The following is a 23,446-nucleotide window of genomic DNA, read 5'->3' as shown; positions in this document are numbered from 1 at the left end:
TTTCCGCCTCCTATTCCGCTGGCTCTGCGGCGACAGGCCGCTTCGCGCCGGTAACAGCAGAGTCAACAATAGGCCGGTCTGCTTCAGGATCATGCGGTGTTTCGGTCATCGGTTTTTCTTCCCGCTGATGTCCGGCAATCGTCATCCAGACATTATAGACCATCACTACGCCGCCCGCGAGATAGAGCAGGCCGCCAGCCGCTCTGATCAAATATAGCGGCTCCATCGCGGTAACAACTTCGATAAAGGCATATACCAGATAGCCATCATCGCCATATTCGCGCCACATCAGGCCCTGCATAATCCCGGCAACCCATAGAGCCGACGCATATAAAACGATGCCGACAGTCGCGAGCCAGAAATGCCAGTTGACCATTCGCAACGAATAGAGCCGTTTCTTGTCCCACAGGCGCGGGACGAGATAATAGACTGCGGCAAAGGTAATCATGCCATTCCAGCCCAGGGCCCCTGCATGAACATGCCCGACCGTCCATTCTGTATAGTGCGAAAGCGAGTTGACCGCCTTGATCGACAGCATCGGTCCTTCAAAGGTTGCCATGCCGTAAAACGCAAGGGCAAGCACCATCATCCGGATGATGGGATCTGTCCGGATTTTGTCCCACGCACCATTCAGTGTCATCAGGCCGTTAATCATTCCGCCCCAGCTTGGCATCCACAAAACGACCGAGAACACCATGCCGAGCGTCTGTGCCCAGTCTGGCAGCGCCGTGTAATGAAGGTGATGCGGACCAGCCCAGATATACAGGAAGATCAGCGACCAGAAGTGGATGATCGACAGGCGATAGCTGTAAATCGGCCGCTCTGCCTGTTTCGGCACGAAATAATACATCATCGCGAGAAACGGTACGGTCAGGAAAAATGCTACGGCATTATGCCCATACCACCACTGGGTCAGCGCGTCCTGCACTCCGGCAAAGGCGCTATAGCTTTTTGAGCCAAGCAAGCTGACCGGCATCGTCAGGCCGTTGACCACATGCAACATCGCAATGGTCAGAATGAAGCTGAGATAAAACCAGTTGGCGACGTAAATATGCGGTTCGGTCCGCTTGACCAATGTGCCGATGAATACAACGGCATAGACAATCCAGACAATGGTGAGCCACAGATCGACATACCATTCCGGCTCGGCATATTCCTTTGACTGGGTAATCCCCAGCACATAGCCCGTTGCGGCCAGAACAATGAACAATTGATAGCCCCAGAAGACAAATCGGGCGAGGCCAGGGAAGGCCAATCTCGCCCGGCAGGTGCGCTGCACAACATAATAAGACGTTGCAATCAGCGCATTGCCCCCGAAAGCAAAAATCACAGCAGAGGTATGCAGCGGACGTAACCGCCCGAAAGTCGTATATTCCAGACCAAAGTTCAGTACCGGAAAAATAAGCTGCAAGGCGATGAACAGGCCAACCGAAAAACCGACAACTCCCCAGAAAATGGTCGCAATCACGCCCCATCGTATCGGGTCATCATCATAGACGCCCGGATCGGCAGGTGCCCTTAATATACCGCGCCCGATCGCCGCATAGTCGGCTTTACTGATCGTCACCCAAAGAACGGTGCCCGCGGCCAGGATTATGATTCCCATATGCACGGCAAATGCAGCATCGGCAGCCAAGGCCATCGCAATGAATGCAATAAATACCACAGCCAGCCACCCGCCGACTTTCAACAAGAGCGTATCCATAAAGTCCTTCCCTGTTAGAACAGTTTGGCAAACCATCTTCAGTGATAGCGCAAATGGGCTAAAACACTGTCATTCGCCTTGATCTATATCAATGAGAGCGCAGCTTAACAAAGGCTATTACCGTTACGCCGCTAATCACTGGGCTAATCATGGGGCCCTGAACGGAATATCACAGCCTTTTTCAGTTACATAAGTGGTTTTTCGTTAGTGCCGGGCCAGCGGAATAAAAGGCATGCGTCGTTTCCACATCAAACACGCCAACAAACCATCATCCCCCTTACCGCGAAGGCGGAAGTGATGGTATTTTGGTTATATCACAATATAATAGGAAACAGGGCCGAACCGCCCCTTCCATTCTAAAGCGGACTGAAACAGCCTAGTTTTTAAAAGGGGCTAGTTTTTAAAAAGGCCTATTTAAAAGGGAACGTCGTCGTCCAGATCATTGTCAAAGGTGCCGCCGCCGGATGATCCGCCGCCTGTGCTTCCCCATTCGTTGCCGGAACCGCCGCCGGAACCACCAGCGCCCCATCCGTCATTGCTGCCGCCACCCGAGGCGCCGCCGCCCATAGCGCCGCCGCTGCCCGGACGGGAATCGAGCATTTCCAGTTTCCCGTCATAGCCCTGCAATACGATCTCGGTCGTATAGCGGTCGTTGCCGGACTGGTCCTGCCATTTACGGGTCTGGAGTTTGCCCTCGATATAGACCTTGCTGCCCTTGCGCAGATATTTTTCGGCAACACCGGCCAGTCCTTCGGAAAAAATGGCGACGCTGTGCCACTCGGTCTTTTCCTTGCGTTCGCCGGTATTGCGGTCTTTCCAGCTTTCAGAGGTAGCAATACGCAGGTTGCAGACTTTGCCGCCATTGCTGAACGTCCGCACTTCGGGGTCGGCGCCCAGATTTCCTACGATAATAACCTTGTTGATGCCGCCAGCCATGTGCTTTTTCCCCTTGGAAGCTGATTTCTGATTCGTGCGTTTGTCTAACCGGCTTTACAGGCCCAGAGCAACCGCCGTCCAGTATGTAATCCCGGCAAAGATATAAGCCAGCACAAAAAGATAGGCGACCATGAAACTTGGCCATTTCCAGCCATTGGTTTCGCGTCTTGTCACCGCGATTGTGGAAATACATTGCGGCGCGAACACGAACCACGCAAGAAAAGCGAGGGCCGTCGGCAATGACCAGCGGCTTTGCAAACGCTCGGTCAGGGATTTGGCCTCCTGTTCCTCGTCAGTCGCGTCAATCGCATAGGTTGTCGCCAGCGCAGAGACAGCAACCTCCCGCGCAGCCATGGCGGGGATTAGCGCCAACGTGATTTCATGGTTGAAACCAATGGGTGCAACAACAGGTTCGATGACGCTGGCGATGCGTCCGGCGGCGGAATATTCCACTTGGCTAACCGGACTATCGAGGGGCACTTTGGGGAATGACAGCATGAGCCATAGCACCACTGTCGCGGCGAATATGATCGTACCGGCACGGCGCAGGAATATCCACGCCCGCTGCCACAAGCCGAGCAGAATATCACGGATATGCGGCACTTGGTATTTCGGCATTTCCATAAGGAAACCGCTATTTGGTCCCTTGGCCACAGTGCTGCGAAGCACCACGGCGACCACCATCGCGCCGACAATGCCAAAGAGATAAAGCGCGAACAGGACCAGTCCCTGTAACCCCACACCCATTCCGACATCACGGGCGGGAATAAACGCGCCGATGATGATCGCATAAACCGGCAACCGCGCCGAACAGGTCATAAGCGGCGCAATCAATATGGTGGTCAGGCGGTCTTTGGGGTCGGCAATGCTACGCGCCGCCATGATCCCCGGAATAGCGCAGGCAAAGGACGAAAGCAGCGGTATGAAGCTGCGACCGGACAGGCCGGCGGTGGCCATCAGCCGGTCCATGATAAACGCCGCGCGGGTCATGTAGCCGCTTGCTTCCAGAACCAGAATGAACAGGAACAGGATTAAAATCTGTGGCAGGAAGACAACGACCGAACCGACGCCGCTTATCGCGCCCTCGACTATGAAGTCCCTTATAAAGCCTGACGGCAAATTGGCATCCACTGTCGCAGCGGCCCATTCGGTTGCGCCCTCGATCCAGCCGATTGGGGCCTCTGACCATGCAAAGACCGCCTGAAACATCACGAACATAAGCGCGAACAATATGATCGGCCCTGCAACCGGGTGAAGGAACAGGGCATCTGCGCGTTCCGACCAGCGCCGGCCAGCCGTTTCCGATATTACCGTCTGATTGGCGAGCTTCTTTGCCAGTTGGATCCGCTCATGACCGGTTCCGGCCTCTGTTATAAAGGCCGGAACCTTTATCGGTGCCTTGTCATCCAGACGTTTTGCCAGCGCGGCGGACAGCTCATCAAGCCCGCGGTGGCGCACCGCAACCGTGGGAACAACCGGCACGCCCAGTGCTTCTTCCAGCTTTGCCGGGTCCAGCGTCAATCCGTCACGCTCGGCCAGATCGACCATGTTGAGCGCGACTACAACCGGGCGGCCCAATGCGATGATTTCCAGAGCGAAGCGCAGATGATTGTCGAGATTCGCGGCATCCAGCACGATGATAATCGCATCGGGCTTGCGCTCGCCTTCCTGCACGCCTTGGATAACGCTGCGCGTCACCGCTTCATCGGGGCTTGTCGGATCAAGGCTATAACTGCCCGGCAAATCGACCAGTTCAACCGGACGGCCATCGGACATCTGGAAATGGCCCGATTTACGTTCGACCGTCACGCCGGGATAGTTCGCGATTTTCTGCCGCGCGCCGGTCAGCGCGTTGAACAGGGCACTTTTGCCAGCATTGGGGTTGCCCGCCAGGACAATGAGAGGTGTTGCCAAGCTCATGATTTATGCCAGAATATCGACCGAGATGGCCGACGCATGCAATTTGCGGATGGCAATCATCATGCGTCCTACTTTCAGGGCGATCGGGTCATGAAGCCCGAACATGCCCTGATATAATTTTTCGACTTCGACGCCTTCTTCCAGACCAAGATTGCGGATCTGGGCACCTTCATTTTCCGACATGGAAGTCCAGTCTATCGCTGAAATCTTTGCGCGTTTGCGCATGGGCAATTTGTCCAGCGTCATCGCAAGCTTAACAGGTGCGTTCATAAGAAAACTCGATAATATCCAGTATAGTGCTTAATTGCGATTGATTATCAATATTGACGGGATAAGGCCAGCTTTAATATTGAATCTGCCCGGGCTTTTTCACCGGCTCGGGCTGTTATGGGTATATGGTGCTGATAAACCGGATAGATTTTCATCAAGCGTTACCGCGATAACGCAGCCGGCCAATGAAACGGGCCATGCTGAACCGGTCACCGCCCGGCCTGAGCAGCTTGGCCTTCGCCTTTTCGAACTGCATGATATTTTCAATCCGCCGGTCCAGAAAGGCCTTTGTTTCGGCATAGTCCTCGCTGTGGTCGTCAAGAAAGACACCCATCGTGCTGCCATAGACAGCCGATAGCATGACCCTTTTTGTATAGTGGTTATAATCGGTCGCTGTATCGCCAGCGAGCCGCCACATCTTGTCCGCGACGCGCCAGCCCATCTTGGCTGCAACCCGCAAGTTCTGCGGCATAGAGAGGATCGCCAGTGCGCGGCGTAATCCTTCCCTGTCCGACTCCATTATATCCATCCGCGCCGTAACCAGCGCGGTAATCCGCTCACGGATCTTCATCGCATCAAGTTCGTCCTGCGAGTATTTCGCGGCCATTGCCTCATCCACCGAGAGGAACCAGGCGTCGATCATGTCAACCGGACCTTCGTTAAAAGCTAGCCGGGCGAGATCGGCATCAACCCCGGTTAAATCCGCTGCTGCCGCGACCGCTTTGTCGTTCCAGCCGTCAAAAGCTGCCTGCGACGCCAAAAGCGGTGCCAGAAAAGCGCGAACCTCGTCCAGCGTCGGGTCTTCTCGCAATCGCTCCGGCTTTTTTGACATCATGTCCTGCGTTCCTTGATCCTCGGGCATCTAACAAATCCGATATAGGCAGAAAGAAAATATTTATAAAGCACTCCATTGCAAACCGCCACCGCCCTGCGTAGCTATTCATCAAGCAATTAAATGCGAAGGAGCAGGTTTATGAGCACATTATTCGACCCCATTACTTTAGGCGCAATCGAGGCCCCCAACCGGATGCTGATGGCGCCGCTGACGCGGTGCCGCTCAACGATGGAGCATGTGCCGACGCCGATTATGGGCGAATATTATGCGCAGCGTGCAGGTGCCGGCCTGATCATTTCCGAGGCCACGGGCATAAGCCAACAAGGCATGGGCACGCCCTTTGCACCCGGCATCTGGAACGACGAACAGACCGAAGCATGGAAGCCGGTTGTTGAACAGGTCCACAAGGCCGGTGGACGGATTATCTGTCAGCTCTGGCACATGGGCCGGATCGTGCATCCCGATTTTCTGGGCGGTGAAAAGCCCGTTTCAGCATCCGCCACCACCGCACCGGGCAACGTGCGCACCTATCAGGGCAAGCGCGAATATGTTGAAGCACGGCCATTGGAGCTGGACGAGTTTCCGGGACTGCTTGATGATTATGCCAATGCGGCGGAAAATGCCAAGAAAGCCGGTTTTGACGGTGTGCAACTGCACGGCGCGAATGGCTATCTGATCGACCAGTTCATCCGTTCGGGCACCAATTTCCGGACCGACCAATATGGCGGCTCGGTTGAAAACCGTATCCGCTTGCTGGGTGAAGTGACACAGCGGCTGGTCGATGTCTGGGGCAATGACCGCGTATCCGTGCGGCTGTCGCCCAATGGCGATTCGCAAGGCGCGGACGATGCAACACCGGTCGAGACATTCACGGCGGCCGCCAAATTGCTCGACAGCATCGGGATTGCGTTTCTGGAACTGCGTGAACCACGCGAAGACGGAACTTATGGCAGCACAGACGTTCCGCCGGTAAGTCCGGATATCCGCCCGGTATTCAGCAAGCCTTTGGTGCTGAACAGCGACTATTTCTATGACAATGCGACCGAGGCACTGGAACAGGGCAAGGCTGATGCGATCAGCTTTGGCCGGACGTTCATGACCAATCCAGACCTGCCGGAACGTTTCCGCACCGGGGCGGAATTGAACCCCATCGACTTTACGCCGACCTGGTATTCCCAAGGGCCGGAAGGCTATATCGATTATCCGCGGATGGACGAGGTGGAGACGGCGAAGGTCGCCGCTGAATAGATCGTCAGAAGGTCATCTGGAGCCGCCGGAACATGCCATGTACCGGTGGCTCAGAGGCTTCCTGATCGACCAGACGCGACTCAAGCCTTTGTAAACGCAGGAATAATTCTTCGCTGGCGTAGATTATATTGCGCGCTTCTTGCGGGAATCTGTCGACTATACGATGGTCGCTGTCCGCAGCTTCACCCAGGGAGCGGCTGATATTCCATATTTGGCCATCACTCAGCCCGTCACTATGCAGGGCACGCTGGTTGAGCAGCCATGCGATACAATGCATCACGCGCGTCGTGACTTTCAGTGATTCGCACGAAAAGGCGACCGACAGCGCCGCGCTATCCGCACATTGTTCACTGAACCGGCCGGACTCGAAATAGGAACGCGCCTCGTCAGAGAGTATCATAGCCTCTGTATAAAGCGCATCCAGCAATCTGGGCGTTATCAATGCTTCGTTAACAGCCATCCCTTTTCTGTAGCATTTTCTAGCGGCAGGAATAGTGAAACTTGGCGGGTTATATGGTTAACGCGCGCACTGTTCCATTGTGACACGGACGCGGCCAAACTGTTAACTGGTGGACAGAAATAGTTAACTACAACCGCAGCCCGCAACGTCATCCGAACATGCAGGCCCATGCAGCCCCATAGGCGCCAGGCTTTTACGCGATGTCGTCGGGTATCAACTGGTTTTCAATCTGTATGATGCGGTCGCGCAGAAGCAATTTGCGCTTTTTCAGACGCGCCCCGCGAAGCTGGTCATGGCTGCCTGATTCGACCAGCGCACTTATCGCCTGGTCAAGGTCACGATGTTCTATCTTGAGCAATTCAAGCCGCTGTCGCAACTCTTGGTCCGATATCCCCATGTTGCCCCCATTCGCCTCTTGAAAGCCTGCAACAAATTTGTCATCTTCATCCTATTCATGGATCATGTCTAAACCAAGACAATAATATCCATGACAATAGTCGCCGGTTTAATGGCCCAAATTCATGGGAAGCCCGCGACATAAAGAAAGGGACACCCGCAACCCACTTTTATCCCGTAACTACATAAATCAGGAGAATATTATGGTTCAGAATCATCTGTCAGCGCTGCGTAACAAACACGCAATCCTTGATCGCAAGATCAGCGAAGAAGAGGGGCGCCCGTTCCCAGATACGATTCGACTCCATGACCTGAAAAAGCAGAAGTTGAGGTTGAAAGACACATTACTGGCGGAACCGCTCAGTAACCCGGCCTAAACCATTCACATTCCCGGCTTTCCCTCCGGCTTCCCCATATTCCGGCTTATTATTCAAGCCCTTATTCAGGAAGCCGACAGGGGAAGTCGCGGCTTATATGGCGCAAACCCGCCCTGCGATTCGGGGCATATCCGCTATCCGGCAGGCAATACTGGATTTTTTTCTGACTTGCGTCCGGTTTTGGATATCGCGCGCTGTCATGGTTTCTGCTAGATCGAAATCATGGTCACTAAAGATACGTCCAGTCTGGTAACAGCTCGTAACATATTGACCGGCCTTAGGTCGATCATGGCATCTCCTGGTAATGCTCAAACAAAGCTTAACCAGGTGGTGGAAACCATTGCCGGGGCGGTGGGCAGTGAAGTCTGCTCGATATATCTGCTGCGCGAAGGCGTGCTGGAATTATATGCCACGCAAGGATTGAAACAGGAAGCCGTCCACGTCACGAAACTGGCCTTTGGACAGGGCCTGATCGGCTATATTGCCAAGAATGCCGAAAGCCTGAACCTTGCCGAGGCGGCAACCCATCCCGATTTCCAATATCGCCCGGAAACCGGGGAAGACAAGTTTCACAGCTTTGCCGGTGTGCCCATCATCCGCAACCAGCAAGCGGTCGGGGTTTTATGTGCCCAGCATATCGACCCGCATAAATATGCCGAAGAAGAAATCGAATCGTTCGAGACAGCGGCGATGGTGTTGGCCGAACTGATATCCAATACCGGCCTTATTGATGAAGACAGTGTCGATAACCCCGATTCTTATAATAACGGTACAGACCGGCTTAGCGGATTGCAGCTGGTCAAGGGCAAGGCCAGCGGCTTTGCATGTTTCCACCAGCCGCGGGTTAAAATCGAGCATACCGTTGCCGAAGATACCGAGGCCGAGCGCCACCGGGTTTATTCCGCTTTTGACAAGATGCGTAGCCAGATTGACCATATGACCAATCAGGCCGAATTTGGCGGTGGCGGGGAGCATGAGGAGGTTTTGCAAACCTATAAAATGTTCGCCTATGACGAAGGGTGGAGCCGCCGCATCAATGAAGCCATCGACAGCGGCCTGACCGCCGAAGCGGCGATTGAACGTGTGCAGCAACATACAAGAATGCGGATGCGCCAGATTAATGATCCGCTGCTCGCCGACCGGATGCATGATCTGGAGGATCTCTCCAACCGCTTGCTACGGATCGTGTCCGGCCAGATGGGCACGGCCGCGACCCTTGGTCTGCGTCAGGATACGATATTGGTGGCGCGCAATCTGGGGCCGGCGGAATTGCTTGAATATGACCGCCGCCGCCTGAAAGGCGTGGTTCTGGAAGAAGGGTCACTGACCGCGCATGTCACGATCATCGCCCGCGCCATGGGCATCCCTATTTTGGGTCAGGTGAAAAATGTCCGCCAATATGTTCGCGAGAATGATTATCTTCTGCTCAACGTCGATGACAATGTGCTGTTCCCCCGGCCCAGCGCGTCGATGCAAGACGCATTTGAAGCGCAGATAGAGCTGACCAACAAGAAACGCGCGGCCTATGCCGAGTTGAAGGACAAGGAACCGGTTACCAAAGACGGCACCCGGATCACCTTGAACATCAACGCAGGACTGCGTGACGATATGAAGATGCTGGCCCTGACCGGGGCAGATGGTATCGGATTGTTCCGCACGGAATTCCAGTTTCTTGTCGCTGCCGCCCTGCCCAGCCGTTCCGGACAGTTGCGTTTCTATCGTGATGTGCTTCATGCTGCCGGGGACAAGCCGGTTGTGTTCCGCACCGTCGATATTGGCGGGGACAAGCCGTTGCCCTATTTCCGGGCCAGCGAAGTGCGCGAGGATAACCCCGCAATGGGCTGGCGCGCCTTGCGTATCGGTCTGGAACGCGATGCCCTGATGAAAGTTCAGGCGCGCGCCCTTATTGAAGCAGCGGCAGGACGTGTGCTGAATGTCATGTTCCCGATGATTGCCGAACCGTGGGAGTTTGACGAAGCCAAAGCGGTGTTTGAGAAACAGCTCGATTACCTGCACGCCCGCGGCAAGCAATTGCCACTGCGTGTCCGCTATGGCGCGATGCTGGAGGTTCCGGCTCTGGCCGAATGTCTGGACCTGATGGCATCACGGCTGGACTTTCTGTCCATCGGAACCAATGACCTGACCCAGTTTCTTTTTGCCGCGGATCGCAGCAATCCAAAGCTGGCCGAGCGGTTTGACTGGCTCAGCCCGGCGATTTTGCGTTTCATCGGGCGGGTTTCCAAACAGGTCGATGAGCTGGGAATTGATCTTAGCATCTGCGGCGAAATGGGTGGACGTCCGCTCGAAGCGATGGCGCTGCTGGGTCTGGGTATCAAACGCCTGTCCATCACGCCGGCATCCATTGGCCCGGTCAAGGCGATGATCCGCTCTTTGGATCTGGGCACTGCACAGGAACAATTGCAAAGCATACTCTCTGATCCGCCAGCCAATCCCAGAGCGACTTTGGAAGAATGGGCGATAAGCCACGAGGTGGAGCTTGGTTAAACCGGATGGTGGCCCGGTACCCGCTCCTGATCCACTGGGCCAAGACTATTGATAATCATTGACTTATCATCACTTTAATGGCTTTTTAGGCCAACAGTGGAAATCGGGCTCGCACCGCGAACCGGCCAAAGGAGTGTAGCGTGGCCGAAGACAATGACGCACAAGCAACAGAACAGGAAAATGCGGAATTAAACCTGCACAGCGCCGGCGATATGCTGCGCGAGGCACGCGAGCAGAAAAATCTTGCCATAGAAGATATAGCAAAGACGACACGTATTCCCCAGCGCCACCTGGAAGCCATTGAAACCGGCGATTATGGTGCTTTGCCGGGCCGCACCTATGCCATTGGTTTTGCCAAATCCTACGCCCGCACCGTGGGGTTGAGCGAGGTCACGATTGGCGCCTTGCTGCGTGAGGAAATGGACGATCAGGGCCATAGCGCATATGAACCGGAAATCAGCGACTATGCACCGGCGAACCCCAGCAATGTGCCGCCCAAATATCTTGCATGGATAGCGGGCGGTATCGCTGTCTTGCTGCTGGCCGGTTTTTTGATATGGCGCGCGACAGTTTTGGGACCGGACGACCTGGTATATGAGGGGGCCGACACACAGCTTGCGGATAATGAAGCGGGCGAGGGCCCTCTGGACGGCGCGGCAAAACCGGCTGGCCCGTCTCCGGCAGCGACCGGCACTGTCATTCTGACCGCAACCGAAGCCGTGTGGCTCAGAATATATGACGAAGACGGGGAGCGTTTGTTTGAAAAGGAAATGGCCGTCGGCGAACAATATACGGTTCCGTCTGATGCCAGCAATCCACAGATTCTGACCGGCAGGCCCAATGCGTTGACCGTCACCATTGATGGCGCGGTTGTCCCGGCACTTGGCCCGCCGGACCGGACGATCAAGGATGTCGGCATCAGCGCCGCCGCCTTGCTTGCCCGCAACAATCCGGGTGGATCAGCGGCCAATCCTGATTCCCAAGCGGCAGAGGGACAGACTAACGCGCAATAGCTTCGCCGGAACTGGGCCGGAATGACCGGGCTTTCACGCCGGATTGTGGCCGGACACTGGACCATGTGCCAGACGGCATGTAGGATGTTATAGTAACCGCCCGTTACTCTATTTACTTTGCCACAGTTTCTATGGTTAACACGTCCTATTCTTTGGAGGCTCCTTTATGAAACCCGTTCTGTCCTTGCTGTCGCCGATTATGTTTGCCGCCCTATCGGTCAGTCTGGCCGCTGCATCCCCTGCCTCTGCACAGGATAGCAGTGTCGGCAAGCGGGTGGAAAAACTGGAAGACGAGATGCGAGCGGTTCAGCGCAAAGTATTTCCCGGCGGTTCGTCCCGTTACTTTGAGCCCGATATCGCACCCGAACCCGCAGCACCGGCCGCGCCATCGACGACCAGTTCCGCCGTTAGTGACCTGATCGCACGGGTAGATACGCTGGAAAGCAGCCTTGCCACCATCACCGGACAGGTCGAGCAGAATAATCACCGGATCAAGCAGCTTGAAGATAAGCTTGCCGCCGCCACTATCGCACCGGTCAGCACCAATCCCGGCGGCGTTACGGGAGGTAGCGGCGCAGGTAACGGCACTGGCACATCAACCCCCTCCCCCGCACCCGATCCGGAGCGTGTGAACGGCGTGTCTTCCATCATCATGCCGGTTAGCGGCGACCAGGGCGAAGATGCCTATATCTATGGCTACCGGCTGTGGGAGGCGAAATATTATCCCGAAGCACAGGCCCAGCTAAAGAAAGCTGCCGAAGACCATCCCAAACACCGCCGCGCCAGCTTTGCCAAAAACCTGTTGGGCCGCGCCTATCTGGATGACGGGAAACCGGCATTGGCGGCGATTGCGCTATATGAAAATTATCAGGAAAATCCCAGCGGGGAACGCGCGCCTGACAGCCTCTATTATCTCAGCACCGCCTTGATCGCGCTGAACAAAAAGACCGAGGCTTGCCAGACACTGGCCGAATTGCAGGATGTCTATCCGGACGCATCCGCTGGCCGGTTGAGCGCGAACATTGCCCGCAACAAGAAAACGGCCAACTGCAAGTGACCGATAACCGATGACCGGCGACGCGCTTTCGGACCGCTTTCGCGGCTCTCTGGCGGCGCTTGTCCCGGACTTTGAAAATAGCGATGACATATTGGGACTTGCCGTATCCGGCGGGCCGGACAGCCTTGCGCTGCTGCTACTGGCGCATGACAGTTTTCCCGGCCGGATCGCCGCCGCCAGCGTCGATCATGGACTGCGTGCGCAAGCGCACGACGAATGTGTGTTTGTCGCCAGAATCTGCGAGAGCCGCGCCATCCCGCACCGGATATTAAAGCCATCCTTCCCCATTCGCGGAAGCATTCAGGCAGAGGCGCGCAAGGTGCGATATGGCTTGCTGAATGGCTGGCTGAAACAAGAGAATATCACATGGCTCGCCACCGCCCACCATGCCGATGACCAGCTTGAAACCATGATCATGCGCATTTTGCGCGGCAGCGGCATTGACGGCATGTCCGGAATCCGTGCCAGACGCGGGCACCTTATCCGCCCGCTGCTGCCCTTTTCAAAAGACATTCTGGCCGGTTACGTCACCGCCAAAGGGATAGAGCCGGTTCAGGACCCGTCCAACAGGGACCCGAGCTATGACCGCGTCCGGGTGCGCGAAGCGCTGATGATGCTGTCCGGATTTGATGTCAGCCTCGCCAGCCAGAGCGCAGCCGCCATTGACGATGCACGCACGGCGATCGTCTGGATGGTCGATAAACTGGCGGCGACCCATATTCGCGAAATGGATGACGGCTGCACGCTGGACAGTCATGACTTTCCCCATGAAATTGTCCGCCGGTTGCTGCTCAAATGCCTGCATATCTGCGACCCGTCTTTGTCCCCGCGCGGTAGCCAGCTGGGCCCGCTGATAAAGGGCCTGTCACAGGGTGCAACACTGACCATCGGTAATATATTGTGCAAAGGCGGACCGGTATGGACTTTCACCCCCGCGCCGCAACGGAACATCAAGAGTAACAATGGGTAAATATATCAATATGTTGCCCAAAAACTCCGCGAGCCGAACAGAGTGATCGGTAAAAACATTGGCGCTTATATTGTCATCCGGGGCAAAACACCTATCTTTAAGGTACAGAATCGCCTGAAACATTTGAAGTCAGCGATACCAACAAGGACGTAACGCGTAATGAATGACGAACAGGATCCCAAGGACAATCCGTGGATGAAAAGCATGCTCATCTGGGCAGGCGTCATCGTGGCACTACTGCTCACGGTTTCGATGTTTGGTGCCGGTGCAGGGGCCGATGGCGCAAATGCGATCAGCTATTCCTCGTTCCGTGCAAAAGTTGCGGAAGGTAGCGTCAAAAGCGTTGCGATTGCCCCTGACAGGATCACGGGCGAGCTGACCAACGGCGACAAATTCGCGACAACTCCGGTCGGCAGCGACCCCAGCCTTGTCAATCTGCTCGATGAAAAAGGCGTGGAATATAGCGGCCAGGCAGAAGAAAGCCCCAGCATCTGGCAATATCTGCTGATCCAGTCCTTACCGTTCCTGCTCATTCTCGGCATCGCATTTTTCGTGCTGCGCCAGATGCAGAAGGGCAGCGGTTCCGGCGCGATGGGCTTTGGTAAATCCAAGGCAAAATTGCTGACGGAAAAGCAAGGCAAAGTCACGTTTCAGGACGTAGCCGGTATTGACGAAGCGCGCGAAGAGCTGGAAGAAATCGTCGAATTTCTGAAAAACCCCAGCCGCTTTGCCAAACTTGGTGGTCAAATCCCCAAAGGCGCTTTGCTGGTCGGTTCGCCGGGTACGGGTAAAACCCTTTTGGCCCGCGCCATTGCTGGCGAAGCCGAAGTGCCGTTTTTCTCTATCTCCGGTTCAGACTTTGTTGAAATGTTTGTCGGTGTCGGCGCCAGCCGTGTCCGCGACATGTTTGAACAGGCGAAAAAGAACGCGCCCTGCATCGTCTTCATTGACGAGATTGACGCTGTTGGCCGTCACCGTGGTGCCGGTCTTGGCAACGGCAATGACGAGCGCGAACAGACGCTGAACCAGCTTCTTGTCGAGATGGACGGTTTTGAGGCCAATGAAGGTATCATCATCATCGCCGCGACCAACCGTCCCGACGTGCTTGACCCTGCATTGCTGCGTCCGGGCCGTTTTGACCGTCAGGTCGTGGTCCCGCGCCCCGATATCGAAGGTCGCCAGAAAATCCTTGAAGTGCACATGAAAAAAGTGCCGCTGGCTCCCGATGTCGATCCACGCACGATTGCGCGCGGAACGCCCGGCTTTTCCGGCGCTGATCTGGCCAACCTTGTCAACGAGGCTGCCCTGATGGCAGCGCGTCGGAACAAGCGTCTGGTTGCGATGGACGAATTTGAAGCGGCCAAAGACAAGGTCATGATGGGCACCGAACGCAAGTCCATGGTGATGACCGAGGACGAGAAGAAGATGACCGCCTATCACGAAGCCGGTCACGCGATTGTCGCTGTCCATGAACCTGCTTCTGACCCGATCCATAAAGCAACGATCATCCCGCGCGGCCGCGCACTGGGCATGGTCATGCGTCTGCCGGAGCGGGACAGCTACAGCTATCACCGCGACAAGATGCACGCCAACCTTGCCGTGTCTATGGGTGGCCGCGTCGCCGAGGAAATCATCTTCGGCTATGACAAGGTATCATCCGGCGCATCTGGCGACATTCAATATGCGACCAAGCTGGCCCGTGACATGGTGACCCAGTGGGGCATGTCCGACGAGATGGGACCGCTGCAATATGAAGAGGAACAGGGTGAAACCTTCCTCGGCTATTCGCAGGGACAGCGTGTTCACATGTCCAACGAAACCGCGATGAAAATCGACAGCGAAATCCGCGGTATTGTCGATGCGGGCTATGACCGCGCCAAGGACGTGCTGACCAAGCATGAAGACCAGCTTCATCTGTTGGCCAATGCATTGCTGGAATATGAAACCCTGTCCGGTGAGGAAATTGCCTCGCTGCTCAAGGACGGCAAGTTCGAACGTCCGGATGGCGATGTCATCCAGCCATCCGCTGTGCCAACGGTTGGAACGTCGATACCGAAATCCGGTAAAAAGCATAAAGGCCCGTTTGGCGATCCCAAACCGCAGGGAGCTTAAGAGGTTACATAAACGCTCTTTTGTGGAGTTAATCGAACAGCCCGCCATTCCAGATCCGGAATTGCGGGCTGTTTCTGTTTGTGGTGCTGTGGCTGTCTTCTCCCTTTATCCCATCACCGTCATTCCCGCGCAGGCGGGAATCGCTGCGGATATAGTGCCATATTTCCAGCGATTCCTGCCTTCGCAGGTATGACGTTAGGTCGCTAAGGTCGTGGATAGAAACCGCTGTCCTACAGAGCCGCGCCTATGATACGCACAGCACGGCTCTTTCTCAGATTGCATATTACCAGCGCGCTATTTCACCCGCCCTGTCTAAAGCGGCGGCAGGGATTTTGGACAAATGTTGGAAAATCCTGCGCAAAAAGCCGGAATCGGCGGAAAATAAAGCGTCCTTGGTGTGAAGTTAGTGAAGTTAGACCCTCGTGCGCCCGACTCCCCAAACAAACGTCGGCACGATGAGGGCGCCCAAATAAAAACAGGCGGCAACTCCTGAAAGAGCGCCGCCCGTTTTTTTCAATTCAGACTATAGCGGATTAACGCCGTCCATAGTCTCCCGAAACACCAGCGCTGCGCGGTGGAGCGGCTGCGGTAAGACGCAGGGCTTCGGCGGACTGGCTGATCGAACCGATTTCATCTGGCGTATCATCGTCGTCAATCTGCACTTTTTGCAGCGACTGGATGAGGCTTTCTTCCAGATCTTTTGGTTTGATCGTTTCTTCTGCAATTTCGCGCAGAGCAACAACCGGATTTTTATCACGGTCGCGGTCGATGGTCAGTTCAGCACCGCCGGAAATTTCACGAGCGCGTTGCGCCGCAAACAGCACCAAATCAAAGCGATTCGTGACTTTATCAACGCAATCTTCAACGGTAACGCGAGCCATAAGGCCCTCCTGATTCTGTATAATTCGTGGAAAGAGTTCTGCACCTAGTGGCCATACGCGCTTTTGTCAAGAAATTGGGTGGTTCCGCGCGCGCTTTGTCTGCATCACACGGCAATGAAGGAAGCGGCGGATATGCCCGTTAATCTTGCAATTAATAATCCGGTTAAGAGGATTGTCCGGCCGCGGCGAATAACCTATGCCTTGAAGCATGACTACCCCTGTTCCCCGGTCCCAGTCAGACAAGTCACAAAATGCTCGCGGCATTGATCCGGGAAATATTGCCGGCGTCGATGCTGAAAAGAACGGTGTCCCGAGGCCGGATCTTCCAGGGCCGGGCGTCCTGTCCGATGACGCCAACTGGTTTGATGTCAGCGACAACAGGTTGAAACTGATCCAGCACCCTGATGATCGTTTGCAGGCCCTCATGGGATTGATCGAACAGGCGCAAAGCAGTTTAAAGCTGTTCTTTTATATATTCGAGGCTGACAATATCGGGCAGCGCGTTCTTGATGCCTTGATCGACGCCTGCAACCGCGGGGTCGCGGTTGAACTGATGGTTGACGGTTTCGGTTCCAATGGCGCGCCCAGAGATTTTTTTGATCCGCTGCAAGAAGCCGGCGGGAATTTCGCGATTTTCTGCCCGCGATTTTCGACCAGCTATCTGGTTCGCAACCATCAGAAAATCCTTATCAGCGACAATCGCCGCGCCATGCTGGGTGGTTTTAACATTGGTAACGAATATTTCGGCCCGCAGCCGGGGGAAGACGCCGCGATACAGGACGAATCAAGATGGGAAGACCTTGGCGTCGTCATAGAGGGGCCAGAGGTCGCCAGACTCAGCGAATATTACAAAGACCTGTCGCACTGGGTGACCAATACCAATAACCAGATTCATTTGCTGCAAAAAATGGTGCATCAGTGGAAACCGGGTAACGGCAAGTTACAATGGCTCATCGGCGGACCGAATAGCCACCTCAGCCAGTGGGCGCAGGCAGTGAAAGCGGATCTGGAGCAAGCCAGGCGCTTTGATCTGGTCAGCGCCTATTTCTCCCCCGGTCAGGGACTATTGCGCCGGATAGCCCGGCTTGGAAAGCGGGGTCAGGGCCGGCTTGTTCTGGCAGGCAAAACCGATAATGCCGCCACCATCGGGGCCAGCCGCTTGCTGTACGGTTTTTTGTTGAAACGCGGCGCACGGCTATTTGAATTCCAGCCCCGGCGACTTCATTCAAAGCTGATAATTATCGATGATGTAGTTTATATAGGTTCAGCAAATTTTGATGTGCGCAGTCTTTTTATCAACGTCGAAATGATGCTCCGCATAGAAGACAAGGCCTTTGCCAATCATGCGCGCCTTATGGTTGACGGGCTGTGCGAAGAATCGAAGCTCATCACCAAGGAATTTTATGACAAGCGCAAGGGACCACTCACCTGGCTGCGCTGGGCCGTATCTTATTTTCTTGTATGTGTACTGGATTATACCGTGAGTCGGCGGCTTAACTTTGGTTCGGAGGAAAGCGAATGGCGCAGTTAGTCGCACGTCAGGAATCATTCGTCGCAAAGCACGGTTATGCTTCTGTTCAGGGATAATCTATTATCTACAAGGAATAGGATACCATGGCGGGAAGCCACATCCATTTCCGCTATTTGAAACAGGGACTCATATGCTGACATGATATATTTTCGCTCGCTGGTCATCGTTTTCCTCTCCGCTATTGTGGCATCCTGCGTTGCGCCATCTGCGGGCCGGACTGTTGGAACCGAACCGCGTGTGGAAACAGCCGCCCCCCGTTATAATGTCCCCCAGCCGCAGCGCCCCCAGACAATAAAGCCTCAGAACCAGCCTGATCCTGCATTGGTGCGGGAAATTGCGGATTTATGGCGAAGCTTTCCGGGCACAACGGGGATTGCCGTGCAAAGCATCGACAGCGGCTGGACCATCGGCCACCGCGCTGACGAGAGCTTTCCGCAGCAAAGCGTGTCAAAATTGTGGGTCGCCATGACCGTGCTGGACAAAGTCGATCAGGGTTTGATCTCTCTGTCCGATCCCATTCGTATTGGCCCGGACGACCTGACGCTTTTTTATCAACCGATGGCAGCGGAAGTGAAACGCCAGGGCACCGTCATCAAAACCGTATATACTCTGCTCGAAAAGGCGCTGGCACACAGTGACAACACAGCGAATGATGTGCTCCTGCACCATGCGGGCGGACCAAGTGCAGTCAACGCTTTCATTCAGCGCCAGCAGCTCGGCAAGGTCAAATTCGGCCCCGGTGAACGCTTGCTGCAAAGCCGGATAGCGGGTCTGGAATGGAAGCAGGACCTGTCGCAGGGCCGTAAATTCTATAGTGCGAGGGCAAGCCTGCCGATTGAAACACGCAAACAGGCGCTGGCAAACTATCTGGCCGATCCGATGGACGGAGCCAGCCCCGGTGCGATTGTTCACGCGCTAAGCCGTTTGGCGAAGGGAGAGCTGCTTTCGGCAAACTCGACCCAGGTGCTGCAATCCATCTTGAAACGCACGCGCAGCGGCCCCAATCGCCTGAAAGCCGGCGTTCCGGCTGACTGGGAATTTCTCCACAAGACCGGTACGGGTCAGGTTCTGGGGGCAGTTTCAACCGGCTATAACGATGTCGGGATTATGACCGCCCCTGATGGCAGCCGCTATGCGGTGGCCGTTATGCTGGGCGATACAACCGCGCCCATTCCCCAACGTATGCAGTTGATGCAATCCGTGACCCGCGCGGTTGCGCGTTATCACCGGCGGTAACGCTCAGGCTTACCTGTTACGGTTTATTGCGGGGCAGCTTTGCTTTTTGCCGCTTCGTGTTCCAGCACTATATTGCGGTCGTCCAGCATCTCTGCCGCATCGTCCAGCGCCTTCGCCTCGCCAACCGTAACTCCGCCAGGGCCGGGGTCATTCTGGGCTGGTCCACAGGACGCCAATATCATCGCGCCCAGATAAATACCATATCGGTTCTTCATAGTCCGCTCCCTCTTGCCGCAATCAAATGCGCGACATTCAGCCCAATTTCAACAGGTAGAGCGTTTGTATCAAACAAAAAAAGGGCTACCGGTAAGGTAGCCCTTTTTTAAACTTGTCGAAAAGGCTTATTGAGCTGCTTCTTTAGCAGCTTCGGCAGCGGCGTCAGCAGCAGCACCAGCAGCATCTGCAGCAGCGTCAGCAGCTTCACCAGCAGCATCTGCAGCAGCGCCAGCTTCTGCGGTTGCGTCAGCACTTGCTTCGCCCATGGCGTCTGCAGTGCCTTCAGCAGCTTCCATTGCTTCGTCAGCAGCTTCGTCAGCGGTTGCTTCTGTGCCTTCTACAACTTCTTCTGTACCAGTTTCAGCATTGTCAGCAGCACCGGAACATGCAGCCAAACCAAGAGCGGCAGCAAGAACGATTGATGTTGTAACTTTTTTCATTTGGGTAAACCCTCTATTATATTCCTCAAAAACCATGCGAACAGATGAAACAATCCCTCACTCTGTTCACGGGGCACGTCATTAAACGGTTGAAAAAAGGATAGCAATAACGAACATACTAGGCCGAGGGTCGCCAAGTGCTTTTTGGTGCCACAATTCACAACATTGTCAAATTAAGGGCGAGAAATCTAGTGCATTGACTACATATAAAGAAATCTTTATATGATATCGCCTGATGGATGCAATATTAGCCATATTTCGAGCACTGGCGGATCCCACACGGATACGAATCATGCTGCTTTTGCTTAAAATGGAGCTTGCCGTGGGCGAGCTGGCGCAGATATTGGAACAAAGCCAGCCACGTATTTCACGCCATATCAGGATATTGGATGAGGCTGGACTGGCCGAACGGAGGAAAGAAGGAAGCTGGGTTTTCTTGCGCCCCGGCCAAGCGGCGGAACTCGATATTCTAAGACGCCTTTTTCGGTCCGATAATGTCATATCTTCACAGCAAGCCATTGATGACGAGGCGAAACTGGCCCTTGTCCGCAAAGCGCGAGCCGAGATGGCAGAACAATATTTCGAAGCCCATGCCGAAGAATGGGATGCCATCCGGTCACTGCACCTTCCCGAAGATGCTGTCGAACAGGCAATGCTGGCATTACTGAAAGATGTTAATCTCGGCCATTTTCTGGACATTGGGACAGGAACTGGCCGGATGGTTGAACTGTTCGGCCCCAATTCAGAAAAAATCACGGCGCTGGACAAAAGCCCCGAAATGCTCCGTCTGGCGCGTGCGAAGATATTGGGGAATGAGGGCGACAAGACCGATCAAGCTGCATTGGCCAGAAAAACCGAACTTAAACTGGGCGATTTCAACCATTTGCCTATTGATGACAGCCAGATTGACAGCGTCATATTGCATCAGGTGCTACATTATGCACCTTATCCCGAAGCGGTGCTGGCCGAAGTATCCCGTGTGCTTCGTAACAACGGCATGGTGATGATTGTTGATTTTGCGTCACATGACCGTGAAGAACTGCGGACCGCCCATGCCCATGCCCGGCTCGGATTTTCCGATGACAGCATGAAAAGATGGTTTGCTGCATCCCAGATAGACATGGTGCAAAGCCGGACGCTGGATGGCGGTGAATTGACCGTCAAAATATGGGTTGGCCGAAAATCGAGTCTGCCTCGCATTCACACAGACAGCGGAAAAGCTTCCTTCGCTGATCTTTCAAACAAAAGTAAAAGAGCCGCTTTATGACCGAATATGCCCGTCCCCTAGGTTTGAGCCAATTGGAAGAAGCAAAGCGCGCGCTTGATGTGCCGCTATTTGCCGGACTGAACGGTGATGCCGATGTTTCCTTTGAGTTTTTCCCGCCAAAAACGGAAAAGATGGAACAAACCCTCTGGAACAGCGTGCTGACTCTTGAACCGCTTAACCCGCGTTTTGTCTCGGTCACTTATGGCGCCGGAGGATCAACGCGGGAGCGCACCCACGCGACAGTTGCGCGGATTGTCAAGGAGACCAATATTCCGGCAGCAGCGCATTTGACCTGTGTCGGCGCCAGCAAAGCAGAAATTGCCGAAGTGGCTCAGTCTTATTGGGAAGCTGGTGTACGCCATATTGTTGCGCTTCGCGGCGATCCGCCAGTCGAGGGACAGCCATTTGAACCACATCCGGAAGGTTATAAAAGTGCAGCGGAACTGGTTTCAGGACTCAAGGATATTGCACCGTTTGAAATCTCGGTAGCGGCCTATCCCGAAACTCACCCGGAGGCGAGCTGCCCGCAGGCCGATCTGGACAATCTGAAACGCAAGCTGGATGCCGGTGCAAACCGCGCAATTACGCAGTTTTTCTTTACCGCGGAGGCTTTCTTCCGCTTCCGGGATGCTGCCGATGCAGCAGGGATTGATGCCGAACTGGTCCCCGGAATATTGCCGGTTTCCAACGTCGCACAGACGCGAAAGTTTGCGGGCCTGTGCGGGGCGGAGATCCCACCATGGATGAATGACCTGTTCGAAGGACTGGATGACCATCCTTCCGCGCGCCAGTTGATCGCGGCGACGGTCGCGGCTGAATTGTGCCGCAAACTTTATGCTGGCGGCGTCCGTCAGTTTCATTTTTACACGCTCAACCGCGCAGAGCTTAGCTATGCAATCTGTCACTTGCTTGGCAAGCGGCCAGTGAGCGGTCAGCAGGAGAAAGCAGCATGACCAATCCGGGCGATCAATTGCGTGCTTTGGCAGCGCAGCGCATCCTTATCTTTGACGGCGGCTATGGAACAGCGATCCAGAATCACGGCTTGGGTGAGCGGGACTATCGCGGCAATCTGGACCTTGCCGATGACCAAAAAGGCAATAATGACCTGCTCAGTCTGACGCGTCCCGATATTATCGAAGGCATTCACACCGCTTATCTGGATGCGGGTGCAGACATAATCGAAACCAATACTTTCAGTTCAACCAGAATCAGCCAGGCCGATTACGGATGCGAACATCTGGTCCGCGATCTCAATATCAAATCGGCAGAAATTGCGCGCCGGGCCTGTGACAAGGCAGAGGCCAAAGATGGCAAAAAGCGTTTTGTCGCAGGCTCCATCGGCCCGACGAACAAGACCTTGTCCCTGTCCCCCGATGTCAACGATCCCGGCTTTCGGGAAATTGATTTTGATTATCTGAAAAGTGTTTACCGCGAACAATGCGATGCGTTGATCGAAGGCGGCGTCGATTTTCTGTTGATCGAGACGATCTTTGACACGCTCAACGCCAAATGTGCCGGTATGGCCGCGCAGGAAGCGGCGGAGGCAAGCGGCCGCGATGTGCCGTTAATGCTTTCAATGACATTGACCGACCTGTCGGGACGTAATCTTTCCGGCCATACAGTAGAAGCTTTCTGGCACGCGGTGCGCCACCTGAAACCCATCACTATCGGGCTTAACTGTTCCTTTGGCGCCGATCAGTTGCGACCGCATCTTGCCGCGCTGGCCAAGCAAGCCGGCACGCTGATCATGGCCTATCCCAATGCAGGTCTGCCCAATGATCTTGGTGAATATGACGAGATGCCGGATCAAACCGCAGCATTGATCGGTGAGTGGCTTGGCACCGGTGACACAGGAGGATTAGTCAATATCGTCGGGGGTTGCTGCGGCTCAACGCCGGAACATATCGCCGCGATTGCCCGCACGGTTGCCGATGCCAAGCCGCGTGCTATTCCTTCTCCGCCTGTCGTCACCCGCTTGTCCGGGCTAGAACCTTTTACAATGGCGGCGTGAATAACCGAACTTGAATAGCGTTAGTGGTGAGCCTGTCGAACCACGCCTCTCGACCAGAAC

General features: G+C 55.0%; 22 protein-coding genes. 12 read left to right on the top strand and 10 right to left on the bottom strand.

Annotated elements, in window-relative coordinates:
- Positions 1-10: 10 nt before the first annotated feature.
- The 5 genes from ccoN to VIN76_RS04130 form a co-directional block, all read right to left on the bottom strand.
- Complete coding sequence (ccoN, locus tag VIN76_RS04150; protein ID WP_332040552.1) at positions 11-1,705, bottom strand: cytochrome-c oxidase, cbb3-type subunit I; 1,695 nt, start codon at positions 1,703-1,705, stop codon at positions 11-13.
- Positions 1,706-2,119: 414 nt separating this feature from the next.
- Positions 2,120-2,641, bottom strand: coding sequence for a single-stranded DNA-binding protein (gene ssb / locus VIN76_RS04145; RefSeq protein ID WP_332040551.1), 522 nt, complete (start codon positions 2,639-2,641; stop codon positions 2,120-2,122).
- A 54-nt stretch (positions 2,642-2,695) separates the two neighbouring features.
- Positions 2,696-4,561 (bottom strand): ferrous iron transporter B, encoded by a 1,866-nt coding sequence (gene feoB, locus VIN76_RS04140; protein ID WP_332040550.1) that lies wholly within the window; start codon positions 4,559-4,561, stop codon positions 2,696-2,698.
- Between the two features lie 3 nt (positions 4,562-4,564).
- Complete coding sequence (locus VIN76_RS04135) at positions 4,565-4,831, bottom strand: FeoA family protein (protein ID WP_332040549.1); 267 nt, start codon at positions 4,829-4,831, stop codon at positions 4,565-4,567.
- Positions 4,832-4,985: 154 nt separating this feature from the next.
- Entirely contained in the window at positions 4,986-5,663 is a 678-nt protein-coding gene (locus VIN76_RS04130) for a COQ9 family protein (RefSeq protein WP_414696275.1), read from the bottom strand.
- Positions 5,664-5,804: 141 nt separating this feature from the next.
- Between VIN76_RS04130 and VIN76_RS04125 the strand changes: the two genes are divergently transcribed.
- Positions 5,805-6,914: an alkene reductase gene (locus VIN76_RS04125; protein ID WP_332040547.1), complete on the top strand. Its 1,110-nt coding sequence runs from the start codon at positions 5,805-5,807 to the stop codon at positions 6,912-6,914.
- A 4-nt stretch (positions 6,915-6,918) separates the two neighbouring features.
- Here the strand turns inward: VIN76_RS04125 and VIN76_RS04120 are convergent, their stop codons facing one another.
- Both VIN76_RS04120 and VIN76_RS04115 read right to left on the bottom strand, forming a co-directional pair.
- Positions 6,919-7,374, bottom strand: coding sequence for a DUF1465 family protein (locus VIN76_RS04120; protein WP_332040546.1), 456 nt, complete (start codon positions 7,372-7,374; stop codon positions 6,919-6,921).
- Positions 7,375-7,567: 193 nt separating this feature from the next.
- Positions 7,568-7,771 carry a YdcH family protein gene (locus VIN76_RS04115; RefSeq protein ID WP_414696274.1) on the bottom strand — a complete coding sequence of 68 codons (204 nt, stop codon included), beginning with the start codon at positions 7,769-7,771 and terminating at the stop codon, positions 7,568-7,570.
- A gap of 202 nt (positions 7,772-7,973) precedes the next feature.
- Between VIN76_RS04115 and VIN76_RS04110 the strand changes: the two genes are divergently transcribed.
- The 6 genes from VIN76_RS04110 (at position 7,974) to ftsH (ending at position 15,804) form a co-directional block, all read left to right on the top strand.
- Positions 7,974-8,147 carry a YdcH family protein gene (locus tag VIN76_RS04110; RefSeq protein ID WP_332040545.1) on the top strand — a complete coding sequence of 58 codons (174 nt, stop codon included), beginning with the start codon at positions 7,974-7,976 and terminating at the stop codon, positions 8,145-8,147.
- 222 nt (positions 8,148-8,369) lie between these two features.
- Positions 8,370-10,652, top strand: coding sequence for a phosphoenolpyruvate--protein phosphotransferase (gene ptsP, locus VIN76_RS04105; RefSeq protein ID WP_332040544.1), 2,283 nt, complete (start codon positions 8,370-8,372; stop codon positions 10,650-10,652).
- Positions 10,653-10,792: 140 nt separating this feature from the next.
- Complete coding sequence (locus tag VIN76_RS04100) at positions 10,793-11,665, top strand: helix-turn-helix domain-containing protein (protein WP_332040543.1); 873 nt, start codon at positions 10,793-10,795, stop codon at positions 11,663-11,665.
- Positions 11,666-11,831: 166 nt separating this feature from the next.
- Complete coding sequence (locus tag VIN76_RS04095) at positions 11,832-12,722, top strand: hypothetical protein (RefSeq protein ID WP_332040542.1); 891 nt, start codon at positions 11,832-11,834, stop codon at positions 12,720-12,722.
- Positions 12,723-12,732: 10 nt separating this feature from the next.
- On the top strand, positions 12,733-13,692 hold the full coding sequence (tilS, locus tag VIN76_RS04090; RefSeq protein WP_332040541.1) for a tRNA lysidine(34) synthetase TilS: 960 nt from the start codon (positions 12,733-12,735) through the stop codon (positions 13,690-13,692).
- Positions 13,693-13,851: 159 nt separating this feature from the next.
- Positions 13,852-15,804 carry an ATP-dependent zinc metalloprotease FtsH gene (gene ftsH / locus VIN76_RS04085; RefSeq protein ID WP_332040540.1) on the top strand — a complete coding sequence of 651 codons (1,953 nt, stop codon included), beginning with the start codon at positions 13,852-13,854 and terminating at the stop codon, positions 15,802-15,804.
- Positions 15,805-16,337: 533 nt separating this feature from the next.
- Here the strand turns inward: ftsH and rpoZ are convergent.
- On the bottom strand, positions 16,338-16,685 hold the full coding sequence (gene rpoZ, locus VIN76_RS04080; RefSeq protein ID WP_332040539.1) for a DNA-directed RNA polymerase subunit omega: 348 nt from the start codon (positions 16,683-16,685) through the stop codon (positions 16,338-16,340).
- Between the two features lie 208 nt (positions 16,686-16,893).
- Between rpoZ and VIN76_RS04075 the strand changes: the two genes are divergently transcribed.
- Both VIN76_RS04075 and bla read left to right on the top strand, forming a co-directional pair.
- Positions 16,894-18,216 carry a phosphatidylserine/phosphatidylglycerophosphate/cardiolipin synthase family protein gene (locus VIN76_RS04075; RefSeq protein WP_332040538.1) on the top strand — a complete coding sequence of 441 codons (1,323 nt, stop codon included), beginning with the start codon at positions 16,894-16,896 and terminating at the stop codon, positions 18,214-18,216.
- Between the two features lie 138 nt (positions 18,217-18,354).
- Entirely contained in the window at positions 18,355-19,452 is a 1,098-nt protein-coding gene (bla, locus tag VIN76_RS04070) for a class A beta-lactamase (protein ID WP_332040537.1), read from the top strand.
- Positions 19,453-19,475: 23 nt separating this feature from the next.
- Here bla and VIN76_RS04065 read toward each other — a convergent pair whose 3' ends face one another.
- Positions 19,476-19,667 (bottom strand): hypothetical protein, encoded by a 192-nt coding sequence (locus VIN76_RS04065; RefSeq protein ID WP_332040536.1) that lies wholly within the window; start codon positions 19,665-19,667, stop codon positions 19,476-19,478.
- A gap of 126 nt (positions 19,668-19,793) precedes the next feature.
- A complete protein-coding gene (locus tag VIN76_RS04060) occupies positions 19,794-20,108 on the bottom strand; it encodes a hypothetical protein (protein WP_332040535.1) in 315 nt (104 codons plus the stop codon).
- Between the two features lie 235 nt (positions 20,109-20,343).
- Between VIN76_RS04060 and VIN76_RS04055 the strand changes: the two genes are divergently transcribed.
- Genes VIN76_RS04055 through VIN76_RS04045 form a run of 3 tightly spaced genes read left to right on the top strand, consistent with a single transcriptional unit; the run spans position 20,344 to position 23,386 of the window.
- Positions 20,344-21,375 carry a metalloregulator ArsR/SmtB family transcription factor gene (locus VIN76_RS04055; protein WP_332040534.1) on the top strand — a complete coding sequence of 344 codons (1,032 nt, stop codon included), beginning with the start codon at positions 20,344-20,346 and terminating at the stop codon, positions 21,373-21,375.
- Positions 21,372-22,328 carry a methylenetetrahydrofolate reductase gene (metF, locus tag VIN76_RS04050; RefSeq protein WP_332040533.1) on the top strand — a complete coding sequence of 319 codons (957 nt, stop codon included), beginning with the start codon at positions 21,372-21,374 and terminating at the stop codon, positions 22,326-22,328. The genes VIN76_RS04055 and metF overlap by 4 nt, the downstream gene beginning before the upstream one ends.
- Entirely contained in the window at positions 22,325-23,386 is a 1,062-nt protein-coding gene (locus VIN76_RS04045; protein ID WP_332040532.1) for a homocysteine S-methyltransferase family protein, read from the top strand. The genes metF and VIN76_RS04045 overlap by 4 nt, the downstream gene beginning before the upstream one ends.
- The last annotated feature ends 60 nt before the right edge of the window (positions 23,387-23,446 follow it).

The organism is Parasphingorhabdus sp. (assembly GCF_036568145.1).
Lineage (GTDB): Bacteria > Pseudomonadota > Alphaproteobacteria > Sphingomonadales > Sphingomonadaceae > Parasphingorhabdus.
Note: the sequence above shows the minus strand (reverse complement) of the source record. Positions and strands in the feature narration are given on the sequence as shown.